Genomic DNA, 16,283 nt, shown 5'->3' with positions numbered 1-16,283 from the left:
GAAGATGGAAGATCAAACAGCAATAGCGGAGACTGAACCAATCGCACCCAGCACTCTCCGCGAAGACGTGATCGCCCGCATCGCTCCCGGCCGCGAAGAGCGCGTCTTTCTTCTCCTCTCCATCTTCATCGGCGTCGTCTCCGGTCTCCTCGTGGTCTCCTTCCGCATGGCCATCGAGTGGCTCAGCGTCCTCCTGCTCGGCTCGTCTCCAAACCCGCATCAGCCGCGCCTCCTCTACGTCCCCGCCGCCGCCGGCCTGGTCATCGCAGTTCTCACCCGCTACGTCTTCCCCAAAGTACGCGGCAGCGGAATCAACCAGACCAAAGCCGCACTCTACATCAGCAACGGCTATATCTCCTTCCGCACCGTCATCGGCAAGTTCCTCCTCTCTGCCCTCGCCATCGGCAGCGGCCACTCCCTCGGCCCCGAAGACCCATCTCTCCAGATCGGCGCCGGCGTAGCCTCCCTCATCAGCCGCCGCTTCGGCATGTCGAAGGAAAAACTCCGCATCTTCGCTCCCATCGGAGCCGCCGCCGGACTCGCCGCAGCCTTCAATGCTCCCATCTCCGCCATCCTCTTCGTCATCGAAGAGGTCATCGGCCAATGGAGCGCCGCAGTCCTCGGCTCCATCGTCCTCTCCGCAGTCGCCAGCGTCGTCGTCGCCCGCTCCTTCTGGGGCGCGCAGCCCATGTTCCGCATCCCCGTCATCGATCTCCGCGACTCCCGCGAGCTCCTCGCCTACGCCGCCCTCGGAGTCGTCGGCGGTTTCGCCTCCCTCCTCTTCGCCAGGGCCCTCAGCTATCTCCGCCCCAAACTTCGCAGCCAGCCTCAATGGTCGCAGCTCCTCCAACCCGCCGCGGCAGGACTCCTCGTAGGAGCCATCGGCTACTTCGGACTCGTCCAGGTCATGGGCGCCGGCTACCAGGCCATCGACCAGGCCATGCACGCCCAGTTCGCCTGGAAGATGCTCCTCCTCCTCGCTCTCTTCAAGATCATCGCCACCACGCTCTCCTTCTCCAGCGGCACTCCCGGCGGAATGTTCGCACCCACACTCTTCATCGGAGCCATGCTCGGCGCCGCAGTAGGCACCTTCGAAAAGATCTACTTCCCCCACCTCACAGGCACCATCGGCTCCTACGCGCTGGTCGGCATGGGTGTCCTCTTCGCCGCATTCCTCCGCGCACCCCTCACCTCGGTCTTCATGGTGCTCGAGGTCAGCGGCAACTACTCCATCGTCCTGCCAGTTATCCTCGCCAACACCATCGCCTACCTCATCTCCCGCGTCCTCCAGCCCGTCCCCATCCTCGAACAGTTCACCCACCAGGACGGCCTCGATCTCCCTTCCATGGAAGAGCTCCGCGAAGAGAGCAACCTCCATCTCGAAGACGCCATTCAGCCCGTCACAGCTCCCATCCTCCAAGGCAGCGAAACGATTGCCGACACTCTCAACTCACTCGCCCAATACGAAGACCTGAATTCCATCCCGGTCTTCCTCGTTCACTGCACCGATGGCCTCTGGTACTCCGCAAGAAGAGAACAGCTCGAAGCGCTCACCCAGACCCCTTCCGCCGACCCGCTCGAAGATCAATCCGCAGCCACACCTGCACCCACAGCCGCAACATTAGCCGAACATCTAGGCCCGGAACGCACTCCCGTCCTCTTCCCCGACCAGCCTCTGTCCAGCGCACTCCCACACTTCCAGCGCTGGCCTCTCCTCCCCATCACCAACCGCGCCATGCGAGGCTCCCTCGAAGGCGTAGTGTCCCTCCATGACGTCCTAACCCGCTACCAAAAACACTAAGTCGATCCCGACCAACGGGAGGACCGAAACAGCAGTGTCTGCACGACCGGTATACAAGTCACGAAGTGACCGCGCGAACCGGGGTCCCCGCAAACAGGTCTTCGTTTGTGGGGTGGCCAAGCGTAGCGGGCCCGTCCGGCAGGACTAAGCCTTCGCAGCCAACTCCCCCTCCAACTGCTCCCGCAGCGCCGGCTCCAGATTTCCCCCACTCAAAATCACCGCTACCTTCTTCACCTTTGGCAACTCCTCCGCATGAAACAGAGCCGCCGCCAGCGTCACCGCCCCACTCGGCTCCGGCACCAGCTTTGTCGCACGCAACATCACCCGCATCGCCGCCAGTATCTCCTCCTCCGACACCGTAACAATCCCATCCACAAACTTCATCACATGCGCAAAGTTCAACACGCCCATACTCTGCGTCCGCAGCCCATCCCCAATCGTCCGAGTAGTCTTCGCCGCAGGCCACTCCACCAGCGTCTTCGAATAGAAGCTCTCCTTCGCATCCGCCGCCAGCTCCGGCTCCGCGCCCCACACCTGCACCCCGGCGCTCACCAGCCCAGCCTGCGCCGCCAGCTTCACCGACGTAGCCGTCCCACTCAGCAACCCACCACCGCTCACCGGCGAGATCACCAGCTCCATCCCCGGCAGTTGCTCTACAATCTCCAACCCACACGTAGCCTGTCCCGCGATAATCTGCGGAGCGTCATAAGGCGGAATCATCGCATACCCAAACTCCGCCACCAGCTCCTCCGCCTTCATCCTCCGCTCCGACGAAGCCGGCCCCACCTCCACAATCTCCGCGCCCAGCGCCCTTGTCGCCGCCTTCTTCACCTCAGGAGCGTTCCCCGGCATCACAATCACCGCCTTCGCCCCCAGTGCCCGCGCCGCGTACGCTACACCCTGCGCATGGTTCCCACTCGAATACGTAATCACCCCACGCCGCAGCGCCTCAGGCGACAACTGCGCCACCATGTTGTAAGCCCCACGCAGCTTGAAGCTCCCAATCGGCTGCTCACTCTCCGCTTTGATATAGAGATCAAACTCCGGCTCCGGAAACTTCCCCATCCGCAACCGAGCCCGTTCCACCCGATAAAGCGGCGTCCTCACTGCAATCCCAGCAATCCGTTCCTTCGCCGCCCGAATCTCCTCCAACGTCACAAACTCACTCATCAACCCACATCTCCTCAGCTCATCGCCGCAGAGATAATACTATCCGCCCAGCTAAACTAAAACACTCGCCCCAACCCAAAGAACCATTTCCGATGATCGCTGTCCCCGATACTCCCCCCACCATAAAACGGACCCAGCAGCGTCTTCACCACCACTGCGCCTGAGATGTCGTTTGGCAGAGTTGGTGTCCCCGGAGCCGCGTCCCAAACCTTTCCAATCTCATAAAACCCCGCCGCGTAGATCGAATCCCCAATCACCGGATTCAGCTTCCCCAGCCGGTAAAGAAAGCCCGCCTGCCCCAGAAAATAATCGCTCCCCAGCAGCTCTCCGCGATCATACGCACTCAGCCGCAGCGCGCCGCCCAGCGAAAATCCTGCCAGCCCGAGGTTCGTCGCTCCGAAGCTCGTTCCTCCCTCCATCGTGCCGAAGATGATGCCCTTCTCCCCCACCGGAAGAAAATGCGCAACCTTCGAATCCCATTGCGAGTACCCACCCTCGCCAAACGGCCTCTGCGTCGAGTACGCGTACCGTGTCAGCAGCTCCGACCCTCTGGTAGGAACCTGCACATTATCCTGCCCCAGATACTGAAATCGCACATTGCTCACAAATGGAGTCAGGTGAAAGATCTGCTCAATCGGCTGCCCCACCCGCAGCGTCTCGCCATACCACTGATAGTCCTCGCCCACTCGCAACTCAGCCTTCGAGCTGAATCGATATCCAAGGTCGACCCCAAATCCATTCCGCTCCTCGGTGTACTGCGACAGCTCCTGGCTCCCCGAGTAAAACGAATCAATCGTGTGCGTATAGTAGGCTCGCGGCGCAACAAAGTACCGCTTGCCCACAATCAACGGCTGATACAACTCCCCGGCAACCCCCGCCACCTGACCGATCGATGCATCCACCCTCACCTCAGACCCCGGCCCCGTCAACCCGAAGAACGTAGCCCGTCCACCCAGCCCAAGCTGAATGTCATTCGAGTCATTGGACGCAAGCGTCAGGCCCACATTCAAAAATGGCGGCCCATAGTTTGTCAGCCGCGGCCGCACCAGCAACCCCGTCTTGTCCTTCTCATCGAGCAGGTTGTAGCTGATGCTCGAGTACGTTCCCGTGCCCTGCAAGTCCGCAATGGTGCTGTTAATCCTGTCCGGATCGACAGGTTTCCCGACATACTTCGTGAACTCATTCGCAACCTCTGCCCGCTGCGCCCCTTTGAGCCCATACACCGTTACAAACTGTGGCACCGGAACCCTTGTCCTTCGCCGGGCATCCCGCTGCGCCACATACGCCTGCCAGTCAGCATCGTTCAGCGCGTACTTCTCCAACTCCGCCGCATGCTCCTCCGCCATCTTCACGCCCTGCGGAATAATCTCCGCGCTCTTCTCAAACTCGCTGGAGCTGAACTTGCTCACGTCGACCTTCAGCAGAACATTCGCGTCTTTCATGCTCTTCAGCTCATTGGCCGCGACCATGATGGATAGATTTCTTCCTGCTACTCCAACCAGCGAATTGAAACTCGTCTTATCCACCGGCCCCGTGTCCAGATACACGGCAATCACGATCTCTGCGCCCATTCCCCGCGCCACATCTACCGGCAAATTATTCACCGCAGCGCCATCTGAAAAGACTTCGTCCCCATGAGCCACCGGTGCGAATACCCCTGGGATCGACATCGTCGATCGCATCGCCTGCGCCAGAGATCCATCCTTGAAAACATGCTCGTGGCCCGTCGTAATATCCGTGGCTACGCAGCGGAAGGGAATCGGCAGATCATCGAAGCTCTTCAAATCGTAGTAAGGCAGCATCGTCCGATCCAACAGCAAGCCCACCCCCGACCCTGAATTCAACCCGTTCGGCAGGCTCAATCCATGCTTCAGCCCAAACTGCAGCCGGTTAGGGAAAGCGAGTCTGTCCTCTTTGCGCCGATAGCTCAGCGCAGGAAACGGAACCTGCCCGCTCAACACCGCCGGCCAGTCGATTCCCCCAACAAATGTCTCAATCTCCTGCGGGCTGTTTCCAGACGCATACAACCCGCCTATCAGGCCGCCCATGCTGGTTCCGGCAACATCGTCCACTGGAATATGATGCGCCTCCATCCACTCAATCACGCCGATATGCGCAAAGCCCAGCGCCCCGCCGCCCTCCAGCACCAACCCAATCCTGGGCCGCGTCGGCGGCTCAACCACCGGCTTCTGCGCCTCAGCCGCTCCTGCGAATGTCGCCGCGATCGCGATCGTCGCGAACATCCACCGGTAAAACAGAGAGACACCTTGCCTGACACCGCGCATCGCTACTCCCTGAGAGGCTTCGTTCACTCTCCAGCAACTAACCGTTCGCGCTGATCCTACTATCCCCGCACCCTCATCTCGACCGCTAACTCAAAGGGGTAACCACCGCTCTAACCCGCATCAACACTCGCAAAATCAGATCTCGAGTATCGTTCTCGGTCTGCAACCACTCCTGGCAGACCGAATCAAGACGCAAAAAAAAAGCGCCCCGCCAGGAGCGCCTTTTCGTCTTCCTACAGACTCGTCAGATCTCCAGAATCACCGGCATGATCAAAGGCCGCCGGCTCGTGCTCTTCTGGATATACCGCTTCAGATCGTTCCGAATCTTCTCTTTGATCACGCCATAGTCGGCCTTCTCCTCCGCCGAAGATCCCTCAAGAGTCCGCTGCACAACCTGCCGTGCCTCACTGATCAAACCCTCTTCTGTTGCGATCGCCATACCGCGGATCACAATCTCAGGTGGATTCTCCAACAGGCCTGTCTGCTTATTGATCGCAATGATCGGCAGCACAATGCCATCCTCGCTCAAATGCTTCCGGTCGCGAATGACAATGTCTTCCACTACGTCCGTCGAGGTCCCGCCAGAATCGATACACACTCGCCCGACCGTAACCTTCCCGGTCTTCGTGGCCGAGCCTTTATCGAACTCCAGAACCTCGCCGTCCTCCATCAAAATCGTCTTCTCCACCACGCCCATCGACCCCGCCAGCTCAGCATGACGCTTCAGGTGGCGATAGTCTCCATGGATCGGAATAAAGAACTTCGGACGAACGAGATTAATCATCAACCGCAGCTCCTCCTGGCTCCCATGTCCGCTCACGTGGATCAACCCCGACTGCCCATCGTCATGAATCACCTTCGCATCGCGCCGTTCCAGGTGATCGATCATCCTGTAGATCGACTTCTCATTGCCCGGAATCACCCGCGAACTCAGCAGCACCGTATCGCCAGCCTCGATATGCGCAAACTTATGATTGTTCACCGCAGCACGGCTCAGCGCACTCATCGGCTCCCCCTGCGTGCCGCTGATCATGATCAGCAATTTATTCGGAGCAAAATCACGAATCTGCCCCGGATTAATCACCAGACCCTGCGGCAGATCGAGATACCCAAGATCCTGCGCAATCTCGGTCGAGTTATCCAGCGACCGCCCAATCACTGCAACCTTGCGACCATGCTGATGCGCCAGCTCCATCGCCAGTCGAATCCGATGAATTGAAGAAGAGAAGCAGCTGAAGAAAAGCTTCTTCTTCGTCTGCGAAAAGATCTCATCCAGCTTCGGCCTTACAGCCCGCTCACTCGGCGTATACCCATTGCGATCGACGTTGGTCGAATCCTGCAGCAACGCCAACACACCCTGCTTGCCCAGCTCCGCAAACGCGTGCAGATCGAACGGCTTGTTATCCGGCGGCGACAGGTCGATCTTGAAGTCGCCCGTGTGCAGCACCACGCCCACTGGCGTATGAATCGCCAGCGCCACGCAGTCCACCAGCGAGTGCGTCACCCGGATCGGCATGATCGAAAACGGCCCCAGCGTAATCCGATGCCCGGGAATCATCTCGTTCAGATCCGCGTCATCCAGCAGCCGGTGTTCTTCCAGCTTGCCCTCAACATACGCCAGCGTAAACTCGGTCCCATACACCGGAACATTCAGTTCAGACAGAATCCACGGCAGGCCGCCAATGTGGTCTTCGTGTCCATGGGTCAAAAGGATCGCGCGAACCTTCTCGCGGTTTTCAGTCAAATAGCTGATATCCGGGACAACAATGTCCACACCCAGCAACTCTTCTTCAGGAAACATCAAACCGGCGTCGATGACAATAATGTCATCCTGCCAGCGGAGGGCCATGCAGTTCATACCGAACTCGCCAAGGCCACCCAGCGGAATCATCTTCAATTTATCTTGTGCCATCAATAGTTAAGCTTACCATCGCAAGCTCAACTGCCCTTGGCAACGAGGCAAACAAGGCATCTTCACCGCCCGAAATGACATGCGATCAATTGTCAACGCCCGATGAATCGCCTATCCCGCCGCCTCCAGAACCTCGATCCCCTCAAGGCCACCAATCACCACCTTGCTCGCCATCCCCAGAAACAGCCCGTGCTCCACGACCCCAACCGTCCCTTTCAACTTCGCCGCCGCCTCATACGCATCGAAGCCAACCTGCGGCAGCTTGCAATGCACAATGTAGTGCTTCCCATCGGTCACATAGGGTTTGCCATCATCCGTCACCCGCAACTCAGACTCAAACCCGAGATCCTGCAGCCGCTTGATCGTCGTCTCATAGCCAAACGGCACCACCTCAACCGGCAGCGCAAACACCGCCCCCAGAGTCTTCACCAGCTTTCTCGGGTCCACCGCAATAATCAGCTTCTTACTCGCCATCGCCACAATCTTCTCCCGCAGCAGCGCCCCGCCATGCCCCTTGATCAGATAAAGCGTCCCTTCCTGCACCTCATCCGCGCCATCGATCGTCAAGTCCAACTCCGGCAGATGCGCAAAGTCGCTCATCGGAATCTTCAACTCCAGCGCCAGCTTCTGCGAGGCCTCAGACGTAGCAATCGCCTTGATCCGCAATCCCTCCGCAACCCGTCGCCCCACCTCTTCAATCACCAGCGCCGAGGTAGACCCCGTCCCCAGGCCCACCGCCATTCCATCTTCAATCTGCGACGCCGCCCACACCGCAGCCCGGCGCTTAGCTGCATCGGTCGAATTGCTCTCAGGAGAACTCATGCCTTCCTTGATATCACGGGAAGCAAAAATCTGCACGACACCGCCAACAAGTCAGGGACGAGCCGGTTAGATGATCGCATCGCCCTGTTCTCGTCAGCTGAAAATTACTTCCGGTTTGCCCGTCATTCACGCGCCATGCATGAGGGCACTCTTCTCACCTTCGACGAAGGGCATCATGAGACGTCAGTGATCGGATGGACTCAAGAGATCACGATCGGCTCCTGGACCTTCCAGCCCCTGATCCAGAGCCAAAGGGTGAAGAGTACTTCGCCGAAGGCTGTAATGAAAGTGAAGTCAAGGTTTGCATTCGGAAGAACGTATGGCCCCAAGCCGGCAATCATCCAGCCCAATCCAGCGATGAACAACGCAATCCCGAATATCCACGGGATGTAGCCGGACCGGTAGACCAAATAGCCCAAAAGAACCAGATGGATTCCAAAGATGATCAGGGACATGGACCATTCGTAATGGAACGAATGGAGCTGAAACCACACCTGCGCCTGCAGCTGGCCGGAACCCAAAAGGGTGAGGTAATACGGGGTGACGAGGAGATGGTAGACATTCAGCAAGCTAAACACGCTGCAGAGAGCGCCCGCTGCGTACACCAGCTGGCACCACGCGGCAAGCAAGGACAGTGCTCTGTTAACCGGCGCGAGCAGGACATACAGCGCCCAGGCAATGATGACGTCACCGATAAAGCTAATGATGTAGCAGAGTATCGCGACAGCAAAAAGACCCAAATGGTCGGAGATGTTCTGCACGGTTTGAGCGGCGTTGTTCGCCGCCACCAGCTTCGGGTAAATAGAAAACTCAGCGTAGCTGACAGGATTGAGCAGGTAGGCTAAGCCGGCAACCAGCGCTGCCTGACGCAGCGTGATGCCGTCGTAGGATTTTGCTGCGGATACCGGCTTCATTGGCTTGCTCCTTGCGACGGGTTTGCGGTGAGTGGTCCTTGAGTTGAGTTCGGTGGGAATTGCGCAGTGCCGCACCAGGAGCAGAATCGCTGATGGTTCGAAACAGTCATGCCGCAGTGGGCGCAGGTCGCGGCGATCGGCTGACGCAGGACAAAGTAAAGAAGAAATCCGAGCAAGTGAGGAAACAAGGCTGCGACCAGAACCCAGAGGACTGACCGCATATCGCGCCGCCGAGCGTCCGCATACACGAACCCGAGACACAGAAGCCAGATAGCGCTCACGATGCCGAACACTAAGGCAGCGCTGCCATACGCGGACATTGTCCGCAACACAGCGCCCTGGTCAGCGGTCTTGTATCCCATAACCAGCCCGACCAGCAGTATCCAGCCCATAAGGACCCAAGCCCAAGGCCGAATTGTCTTCGGAACAATGTTCAAAAATTGACGGAGGTGTTTCATAAAATCCTTTCTTCCCGCTGAGTGCCTGCTTTCGATAGCAAAGGCAATAGCGGAAACAGCAGTAAGAAACACAGCGAGGGCACAATCCAGAAAGCAAGCAGCCCCTGCCGCACCTGCATGCGCTGGACATCGAAGACAGAAGCGATCAAGCCCCCGAATTGCAAATCGACGAACGAGCCGCCTATTGTTAGAACGACGGCGGCAACGCTGATCAACGCCCATCGCCGGCGGCCCGGCTGCGCGGCCTGGACCTGCTGCGCAGGCAGCCTGAGGGACGCGAAAACCCTGGCATTTAGGTTTGGATTCACCTCGAAGGAAAAGCCGCCGAGGCCCGCGATAACCCTGTTGTTGGCGCTGAGATACCCTTGGCATGGACCGCAACTGGCAAGATGCTCGCGAAGAGATTGTTCCCTCTCAGCCGAGATGCTGCCCGCCAGACTCTCGTCAATCATGTGCTGGAAACTTTCGTGGTCGTCAATATTCATACTGTTCTCCCCCGAACTGCGGCCGCAGCGTCGCCAGCCCTCGATAAATTCTTGAAGCGACGGTAGAGACCGGCGCTCCCACAACGACGGATATCTCCTGTAGCGATAAGTCCTCTTGAAAGCGCAGCACGAGGGCTTCGCGATAGACCGATTCCAGGGTTTCGAGCGAGCGAGCAAGCCGGTCAGCATCTTCTGTCCGCGCCGCAAGCGTGAATGGCGAAGGCGCATTGGACGCAGGCGGTGGTCGAACACCATCGTCTGAATCCAGACTCAAATTCCGCCGCTTACGCATGGCGTCGACAGCAATATTGCGTGCGACCCTGAAGAGCCAGGGCTCAAAGCGGGAGTGCCCGTCGTAGGAGGAGCCTCGCTCAAGAACGCGCAGCCAAGTCTCCTGCACCAAATCGTCAACCCCATCGCGTCTGCCCAACAGGTAAATGAGATAGCGAACAAGCCGATATTGGTATTGTTCGACCAGCGCCTCAAGGACAACGACATCTCCTTGGCGCAACCCAAGCGCGATCTGTCGCGTATCGCTCTCCATTGACGCCCTCGAAGTCAGCTCATAATCGAACATACGTGGTATATACGAACCACAGGGCCGGAATTACGAAAAGGCTCGAATCAGCGGCAATCGGGAATTCGAAACTCGCTTCTTGCCAGTCAATCAGCATTTCCTGGCGATGGTCTGCCACTCGGAAGTTGGCCGGTCTCCCGGGTCAGTTTATGCAAAATCGCCAGCACTCATCGATTGACAGCTAGATACCTACAAGTCAACTGATGAGACGCGATAATGTAAACCATCTGCGCCCCCCGGTGCATCTGAGAAATGCCTTCAATCGCAACGGAGATCTCTCATGTCCACGCCCGAACAGTACGACGCAATCATCATCGGCAGCGGAGAAGGCGGAAAATATCTAGCCTGGCACCTTGCCTCCCAGGGCAAGAAGGTCGCCAACATCGAAGACAAGCGTCTCGGAGGAGCCTGCCCCAACATCGCCTGCCTCCCCAGCAAGAACGTCATCCACTCCGCCAAGGTCGCCTCCTTCTTCCAGCGCGGCGCAGAGTTCGGAATCGTCCACGGCAAATGGCACGTCGACATGGAAGCCGTCAGCGCCCGCCGTCAGCGCATGATCGACGGCCTCCGCGACATGCACCTCAACAACTACGCCAAATCCAAAGCCGAGATCGTCATGGGCTTCGGCCGCTTCCTCGCCGAAAAAACCGTCGAGGTCGCCCTCAACGCCGGTGGCACCCGCACCCTCCGCTCCGATTACATCTTCCTCGACACCGGCTCCCGCGCCACCATCGACCCCATCGCCGGCCTCGCCGAGTCCGCCCCAATGACCCACATCGAAGCCCTCGAACTCACCATCCTCCCCGAACACCTCCTCGTCCTCGGCGGAGGCTTCATCGGCCTCGAGCTCGCCCAGGCCATGCGCCGCTTCGGCTCCAACGTCACCATCGTCGAGCGCAACCCAACCCTCGTCCATCGCGAAGACCCCGACGTCACCGAAGCCCTCCACCAGCTCTTCGCGGACGAAGGCATCGATATCGTCACCAGCGCCAACGTGACCCGTGTCGAAGGCACCTCAGGCAAATCCGTAGTCGTTCACCTCAGCGACGGTGCCCGCCTCGAAGGCTCGCACCTCCTCGTCGCCACCGGTCGCACACCCAACACGCAAAACATGGGCCTCGACCTCGTCGGCATCAAGACCACCCCATCCGGACACTTCCAGGTCAACGACCGCCTCGAAACAACCGCCCCCGGCGTCTGGGCCATGGGCGACTCTGCCGGCTCGCCCCACTTCACCCACATCTCCTTCGACGACTTCCGCATCATCCGCGACAACCTGGCCGGAGCCAACCGCACAACGAAGAATCGGCACGTCCCCTCTGTCACCTTCACCGACCCTGAGCTATCCCACGTAGGCCTCACCGAAAACGAAGCAAAGAAGCAGGGAACAGCCTACCGCCTCGGCAAAATCCCCATGGCCGCCGCCCTCCGCACTCGCACCCTCGATGAAACCCGCGGCTTCATGAAGGTCCTCATCGCCCCCGACGATCGCATCCTCGGCTTCACCGCCCTCGGCCCCGGCACCGGCGAACTCCTCCCGGTCATCCAGTTAGCCATGTCCGCAGACCTGCCCTACGCCGCCGTCCACAACCTCATCCTCACACACCCCACGCTCTCCGAGGGCTTCATCAACCTCTTCAACACCGTCCCAAAGAAACCCGCATAGCAACCAAACCCAAGCGAATCACTCCATCCCGACCAACGGGAGGGCCACCTCAGATCCTTTATCACAGCAAGGTATACACGCCACGAAGTGGCCGCCCCACGCGTAGTGGGCCCGTCCGGCAGGACAGCGCTCACAAAAAATAAACTTCAAAAACGTGGCGTATTTTTCGACACCCAAAATGCAGCATTTAAAACACCACATCAGCCACGCAAATCACCACAAACTCACCACGATTTACCACCACAAATCACCGCAAAATCTCCTCTAACACTAACGAAAGCTCCGTTTTCTCGTCCCGATATTTAACAATCACCGGAGCCGCCAAACTCAACCCCCACTCCGCGCCCTTGCCCTTCGAAACTGCCCGTGACCCCGGCACCACCACCGCTCCTTCAGGAATCACCAGCGGCATCTCCGCCGTTGCTTTATAAATCTCGCCCTTCACCATGTCATACACCGGCGTCCCCCGCGTCAACACGGTTCCAGCCGCCAGCACCGCGCGCCTGCGCACCACGGTTCCCTCGTAAACACCAGTGTTTCCGCCAATCAAGCAATCATCTTCAATAATCACCGGGCTAGCATTCACCGGCTCCAGCACTCCGCCAATCTGCGCCGCCGCACTCAGGTGCACCCGCTTGCCCACCTGCGCGCAACTTCCCACCAGCGCATGCGAATCCACCATCGTCCCCTCATCCACATAAGCGCCCACATTCACATAAGAAGGCGGAATCAACGCAACCCCCTTGGCCACATACGCCCCCGTCCGCGCACTCACGCCACCCGGCACCACGCGCACCCCATCCGCCACCACAAATCGTCGCACCGGATACGTATGTTTATCAATAAACCTCAGCGTCTCCCCGCCCATCTCCATCATCGTTCCAATGCGAAACCCCAGTAAAATCCCACGTTTCACCCACCCATTCACCCGCCAGCCCAACGGCACCGAAGCATCCGGCTCTGCAGCCCGCAACTCCCCAGCCTCCAGCTTCCCGCGCAACTCAAGAAAACACGCCTCCGCCTCAGCACTCCCAATCGCCGCCGCACCCTGCGCAAACCAATGCTCAATCCGCTCCTGCAAATCTCCGTTCAAAACGCACTCCTCATCTCTCTCATCTCATAACTATCAGACATCTGCATGCAGCCTAAAACATTCGCAGATCTTCACCCGAAGACGGAACGCCCACCAGCATTCCCAGCTCACCCACTATCCGCTCCAGCCGTCTCCGCGTCGCATCCGACACCGGCACCATCGGCAACCGCAGCACATCCTCGCCGCGCCCCAGCATATGCAGCACCGCCTTCACTGGAGCGGGACTAGCCTCCCAGAAGTGCGCCTGCATCAGCCGGAAGAACTGCCGGTTGATCCGCCTCGCATCCACCCAATCGTTCTCCAGCGCAGCCCCCACCATCCGCGCCATCTGCCCCGGAATCACATTCGAAGCCACCGAAACCAACCCCGCCCCACCCAGCGCCATCACCGGCAACGCCAGCCCATCGTCGCCAGCAAACACCTTGAAGCTCCGCGGAGCTGTCGTCAGCAGCTCGGTAATCTGCGCAATATTTCCGCTCGACTCCTTCACTCCAATCACATTCTTCAACTCCGCCAGCCGAAGCACCGTCGCCGGCTCCAGATTCGCACCCGTCCGCGAAGGAATGTTGTACAGCAGTACCGGCAGTTCTGTCGCCTCCGCGATCGCGCGAAAGTGCTGATACTGCCCCTCCTGACCAGGCCGATTGTAGTAGGGATTCGCAGACAAAACGCCCGACAACCCATGGACCTGCGACAGCTTCTGCACCCGCGCCACGGCCTCATGGGTCGAGTTATGCGTGCATCCCGCAAACACCGGCACCCGTCCCCCCGCCGCAGCAACCACGACCTCAATAGCCCGCAACCACTCGACTTCAGTCAAAGTTGAAGCCTCGCCGGTCGTCCCACAAGGCACAAGAAAATCGATCCCGCTCTCAACCTGCCACAGCACCAGCGCACGCAGCGCAGGTTCGTCGACGCTGCCGTCCCTGCGAAAGGGAGTCACCAGCGCCGTTCCACAACCCGTCAATTCCATAATGACTGCAAGTTTACCGCGTCAGCGGTGTTGATTTTCAGAACATCCGTCCCCGCCGCTCCGCAAAGCAAAAAAAAGCCCCGACGATCTCTCGCCGAGGCTCAACACTTTTTACACGACTAGCCTCGATAAAGCTCCGACGGCACATGGAACTCCGGCATATGCAGCGCCGCCGCTCCGTTCGCCGCGCCCGCCGGCATATCCATGCACTTCACGAAAGCCGTCTGGAACTTCGCCATCTCTGCCTTCGTCCCCACCGTCACACGCACATAGTTCGGCATCGCCGACCAGGTCCGCCCAATCGCAACGTTCTCCTTCAGCATGGCGTTTTGAAACTCCTTCCCAGGGCGTTTCACATCCACCATGAACATATTGCCCTGCGACCCCGGAATGACCTTGTAACCATGCTTCGTCAAAAACTCCACCGTCTCCGTACGAATATCTGCGTTGATCTTCTTGCGCAGCGGCACAAGGTCCTTGTCCTGCAAACTTGCACGAGCAGCAGCAGCGCTCGTAATTGAGACGCTGGCCAGACTCTGGCTAGGCCCACCAACATTATTGAAACGGTCAATCAAATCAGGTCTCGCCACGACGAACCCCGCCCGCAAGCCAGCCATCCCATAGATCTTCGAGAACGTCCGCATCACAATCACATCTTTATCCTGGTTCACCAGGTCGATGCATGACTCGTCATTCGAGAAGTGATGATAAGCCTCATCGATGATCACCACCGACCCCTTCGGTTTGTTATTCACCAGCCACACGATGTCTTCCTTGGGAGTCATCGTCCCCGTAGGATTATTCGGATTCACAATGTAATACGCCCCCGGTGAAGGATGCGCCTTCAACATCGCCCGCACGTCATGCGCATAGGTCGCAGTCAGCGGCACAGGATACTTCGGAGCCTTCATCACCTCTGCCGCGCGCGGCCCCTGCTCATAGCTGGGGTCTCCATAAACCAGCGGCTTGTCCGGGCCAAGGTTCGACATCAGCGCCAGATCCAGCGGCCCGCTCGACCCAGGGAACAGCGCCGAATAATCCTTCTTCAGCCCAAACTCCCCGTTGAAGACATCGATCGTCTTCACATACTCATCCCAGTGATACCGGCCGCCCTGCACGCCCATGCTACATATCGCCGTCAACGCGGACTGCGCCGGTCCCAGCGGATTCTCATTCGAACTGATCACCACGGTGTCAGCCGACAGCGCCTGCATCCCACGCGATCCACTTCGTCGGCCCGCCTGTCCTGCGGGCGCAGCAGCAGGTGCGATCGCGGCAAAGGCTGGAAAAGAGGTAGCGGCCGCCGAGGCTGCACCAACAATGCGCAGAAACGATCTGCGGGAAACGCCTTGCGTCATATCGGAATTCATAGAAGTTCTCCTCGAAAGTCGATTAGTAGAGATGCGACACCGCGGCAACAGAAGGAATACGCCTACTGAGGGAACGAATAAGCTAAAGGTCTCCCGCAAACCAGATCGTCTTGCCGGAACTGCTCTTTGAGAACTTGGATGTTTGGACGAACCGCAGTGCGGTTGAACATCAATCTACAGCGAATTTCCTGCGAATGCGAGGAAAATTTCCTGAATCGATCCGAAAAACCGGGTGGAACTTCTCCGCGATCTGTCTCGTAGTCCTGCACGACCAACGCTGACCGCACCTGCGAAAGCTCGTAAATCGAAACTCGGAGTCTAGATGCCAGACATAGCCGGTTCCTCATCTTCATGGCAGCCGCGTCTCTTCTGTTTATTGCCGTCCTCTTGTTTGTCACTCGTAAACGAAAGACAAGCCCAACTCGAGGGCACTTCTAACCCTTGCGACAATCGTAGTGGTAGCAGGAATGGTCTTCGCGAGATATTCCCATCTCTGGTTCCACACACTCCCGTGGCAGATCTACTACGGCCTCCCAGCCCTGGTCACACTCACCCTAGCGCCGCTTGCTTTGCGAATGTCCCGCATCGAGATTTGCCAGTACGTCCCTATAGCGTTTCTCATGGCGCCTCTGATCCACGTTGTCTTCTCCCTGCTCGTCGGATGGCACGACTACATGCCCTTCCCCTTCTACATCCCCTCGCTAGCCGAGTTTTTCGGAAGCCGAATCCGCTGACCGGTTCAAGTGGACACTGAGAA

Annotated in this window: 13 protein-coding genes; 3 read left to right on the top strand and 10 right to left on the bottom strand. The window is 58.7% G+C overall.

Features of this window, described 5'->3' with window-relative positions; genetic code table 11:
• Positions 1-4 precede the first annotated feature (4 nt).
• Positions 5-1,801, top strand: a complete 1,797-nt coding sequence (locus tag RBB81_RS22945; RefSeq protein ID WP_353072283.1) for a chloride channel protein — start codon at positions 5-7, stop codon at positions 1,799-1,801.
• A 144-nt stretch (positions 1,802-1,945) separates the two neighbouring features.
• Here the strand turns inward: RBB81_RS22945 and RBB81_RS22940 are convergent, their stop codons facing one another.
• From RBB81_RS22940 to RBB81_RS22910, 7 genes are all read right to left on the bottom strand, one after another.
• On the bottom strand, positions 1,946-2,971 hold the full coding sequence (locus RBB81_RS22940; RefSeq protein WP_353072282.1) for a threonine ammonia-lyase: 1,026 nt from the start codon (positions 2,969-2,971) through the stop codon (positions 1,946-1,948).
• A 56-nt stretch (positions 2,972-3,027) separates the two neighbouring features.
• The gene (locus RBB81_RS22935; RefSeq protein WP_353072281.1) at positions 3,028-5,283 is read right to left on the bottom strand and encodes a patatin-like phospholipase family protein; all 2,256 of its coding nucleotides are present in this window, start codon (positions 5,281-5,283) and stop codon (positions 3,028-3,030) included.
• 217 nt (positions 5,284-5,500) lie between these two features.
• A complete protein-coding gene (locus RBB81_RS22930; RefSeq protein ID WP_353072280.1) occupies positions 5,501-7,168 on the bottom strand; it encodes a ribonuclease J in 1,668 nt (555 codons plus the stop codon).
• 111 nt (positions 7,169-7,279) lie between these two features.
• Positions 7,280-7,990, bottom strand: a complete 711-nt coding sequence (rpiA, locus tag RBB81_RS22925) for a ribose 5-phosphate isomerase A (protein ID WP_179585525.1) — start codon at positions 7,988-7,990, stop codon at positions 7,280-7,282.
• 200 nt (positions 7,991-8,190) lie between these two features.
• A complete protein-coding gene (locus tag RBB81_RS22920) occupies positions 8,191-8,904 on the bottom strand; it encodes a DUF4386 domain-containing protein (RefSeq protein WP_353072279.1) in 714 nt (237 codons plus the stop codon).
• 454 nt (positions 8,905-9,358) lie between these two features.
• Positions 9,359-9,847: a zf-HC2 domain-containing protein gene (locus tag RBB81_RS22915; protein ID WP_353072278.1), complete on the bottom strand. Its 489-nt coding sequence runs from the start codon at positions 9,845-9,847 to the stop codon at positions 9,359-9,361.
• Complete coding sequence (locus RBB81_RS22910; RefSeq protein ID WP_353072277.1) at positions 9,837-10,391, bottom strand: RNA polymerase sigma factor; 555 nt, start codon at positions 10,389-10,391, stop codon at positions 9,837-9,839. The genes RBB81_RS22915 and RBB81_RS22910 overlap by 11 nt, the downstream gene beginning before the upstream one ends.
• Before the next feature lie 313 nt (positions 10,392-10,704).
• Between RBB81_RS22910 and RBB81_RS22905 the strand changes: the two genes are divergently transcribed.
• The gene (locus tag RBB81_RS22905; RefSeq protein WP_353072276.1) at positions 10,705-12,090 is read left to right on the top strand and encodes a dihydrolipoyl dehydrogenase family protein; all 1,386 of its coding nucleotides are present in this window, start codon (positions 10,705-10,707) and stop codon (positions 12,088-12,090) included.
• Between the two features lie 247 nt (positions 12,091-12,337).
• Here RBB81_RS22905 and RBB81_RS22900 read toward each other — a convergent pair whose 3' ends face one another.
• The 3 genes from RBB81_RS22900 to RBB81_RS22890 form a co-directional block, all read right to left on the bottom strand.
• A complete protein-coding gene (locus RBB81_RS22900) occupies positions 12,338-13,183 on the bottom strand; it encodes a 2,3,4,5-tetrahydropyridine-2,6-dicarboxylate N-succinyltransferase (protein ID WP_353072275.1) in 846 nt (281 codons plus the stop codon).
• Positions 13,184-13,235: 52 nt separating this feature from the next.
• Entirely contained in the window at positions 13,236-14,156 is a 921-nt protein-coding gene (gene dapA, locus RBB81_RS22895) for a 4-hydroxy-tetrahydrodipicolinate synthase (RefSeq protein ID WP_353072274.1), read from the bottom strand.
• Positions 14,157-14,275: 119 nt separating this feature from the next.
• The gene (locus tag RBB81_RS22890) at positions 14,276-15,526 is read right to left on the bottom strand and encodes a pyridoxal phosphate-dependent aminotransferase (protein ID WP_353072273.1); all 1,251 of its coding nucleotides are present in this window, start codon (positions 15,524-15,526) and stop codon (positions 14,276-14,278) included.
• 467 nt (positions 15,527-15,993) lie between these two features.
• Here RBB81_RS22890 and RBB81_RS22885 point away from each other — a divergent pair, with 467 nt between their 5' ends.
• Complete coding sequence (locus RBB81_RS22885) at positions 15,994-16,260, top strand: hypothetical protein (RefSeq protein ID WP_179585509.1); 267 nt, start codon at positions 15,994-15,996, stop codon at positions 16,258-16,260.
• Positions 16,261-16,283 lie beyond the last annotated feature (23 nt).

Source organism: Tunturibacter gelidoferens (genome assembly GCF_040358255.1).
In the GTDB taxonomy this organism is placed as follows: Bacteria; Acidobacteriota; Terriglobia; order Terriglobales; family Acidobacteriaceae; genus Edaphobacter; species Edaphobacter gelidiferens.
The sequence above is the reverse complement of the archived record's forward strand: the minus strand, read 5'-3'. Positions and strand labels throughout refer to the sequence as shown.

Coding starts and splice junctions, on each gene's coding strand:
- RBB81_RS22945 (WP_353072283.1), top strand. CDS start 5: ATGGAAGATCAAACAGCAATAGCGGAGACTGAACCAATCGCACCCAGC.
- RBB81_RS22940 (WP_353072282.1), bottom strand. CDS start 2,971: ATGAGTGAGTTTGTGACGTTGGAGGAGATTCGGGCGGCGAAGGAACGG.
- RBB81_RS22930 (WP_353072280.1), bottom strand. CDS start 7,168: ATGGCACAAGATAAATTGAAGATGATTCCGCTGGGTGGCCTTGGCGAG.
- rpiA (WP_179585525.1), bottom strand. CDS start 7,990: ATGAGTTCTCCTGAGAGCAATTCGACCGATGCAGCTAAGCGCCGGGCT.
- RBB81_RS22920 (WP_353072279.1), bottom strand. CDS start 8,904: ATGAAGCCGGTATCCGCAGCAAAATCCTACGACGGCATCACGCTGCGT.
- RBB81_RS22915 (WP_353072278.1), bottom strand. CDS start 9,847: ATGAATATTGACGACCACGAAAGTTTCCAGCACATGATTGACGAGAGT.
- RBB81_RS22910 (WP_353072277.1), bottom strand. CDS start 10,391: ATGGAGAGCGATACGCGACAGATCGCGCTTGGGTTGCGCCAAGGAGAT.
- RBB81_RS22905 (WP_353072276.1), top strand. CDS start 10,705: ATGTCCACGCCCGAACAGTACGACGCAATCATCATCGGCAGCGGAGAA.
- dapA (WP_353072274.1), bottom strand. CDS start 14,156: ATGGAATTGACGGGTTGTGGAACGGCGCTGGTGACTCCCTTTCGCAGG.
- RBB81_RS22890 (WP_353072273.1), bottom strand. CDS start 15,526: ATGAATTCCGATATGACGCAAGGCGTTTCCCGCAGATCGTTTCTGCGC.
- RBB81_RS22885 (WP_179585509.1), top strand. CDS start 15,994: ATGGTCTTCGCGAGATATTCCCATCTCTGGTTCCACACACTCCCGTGG.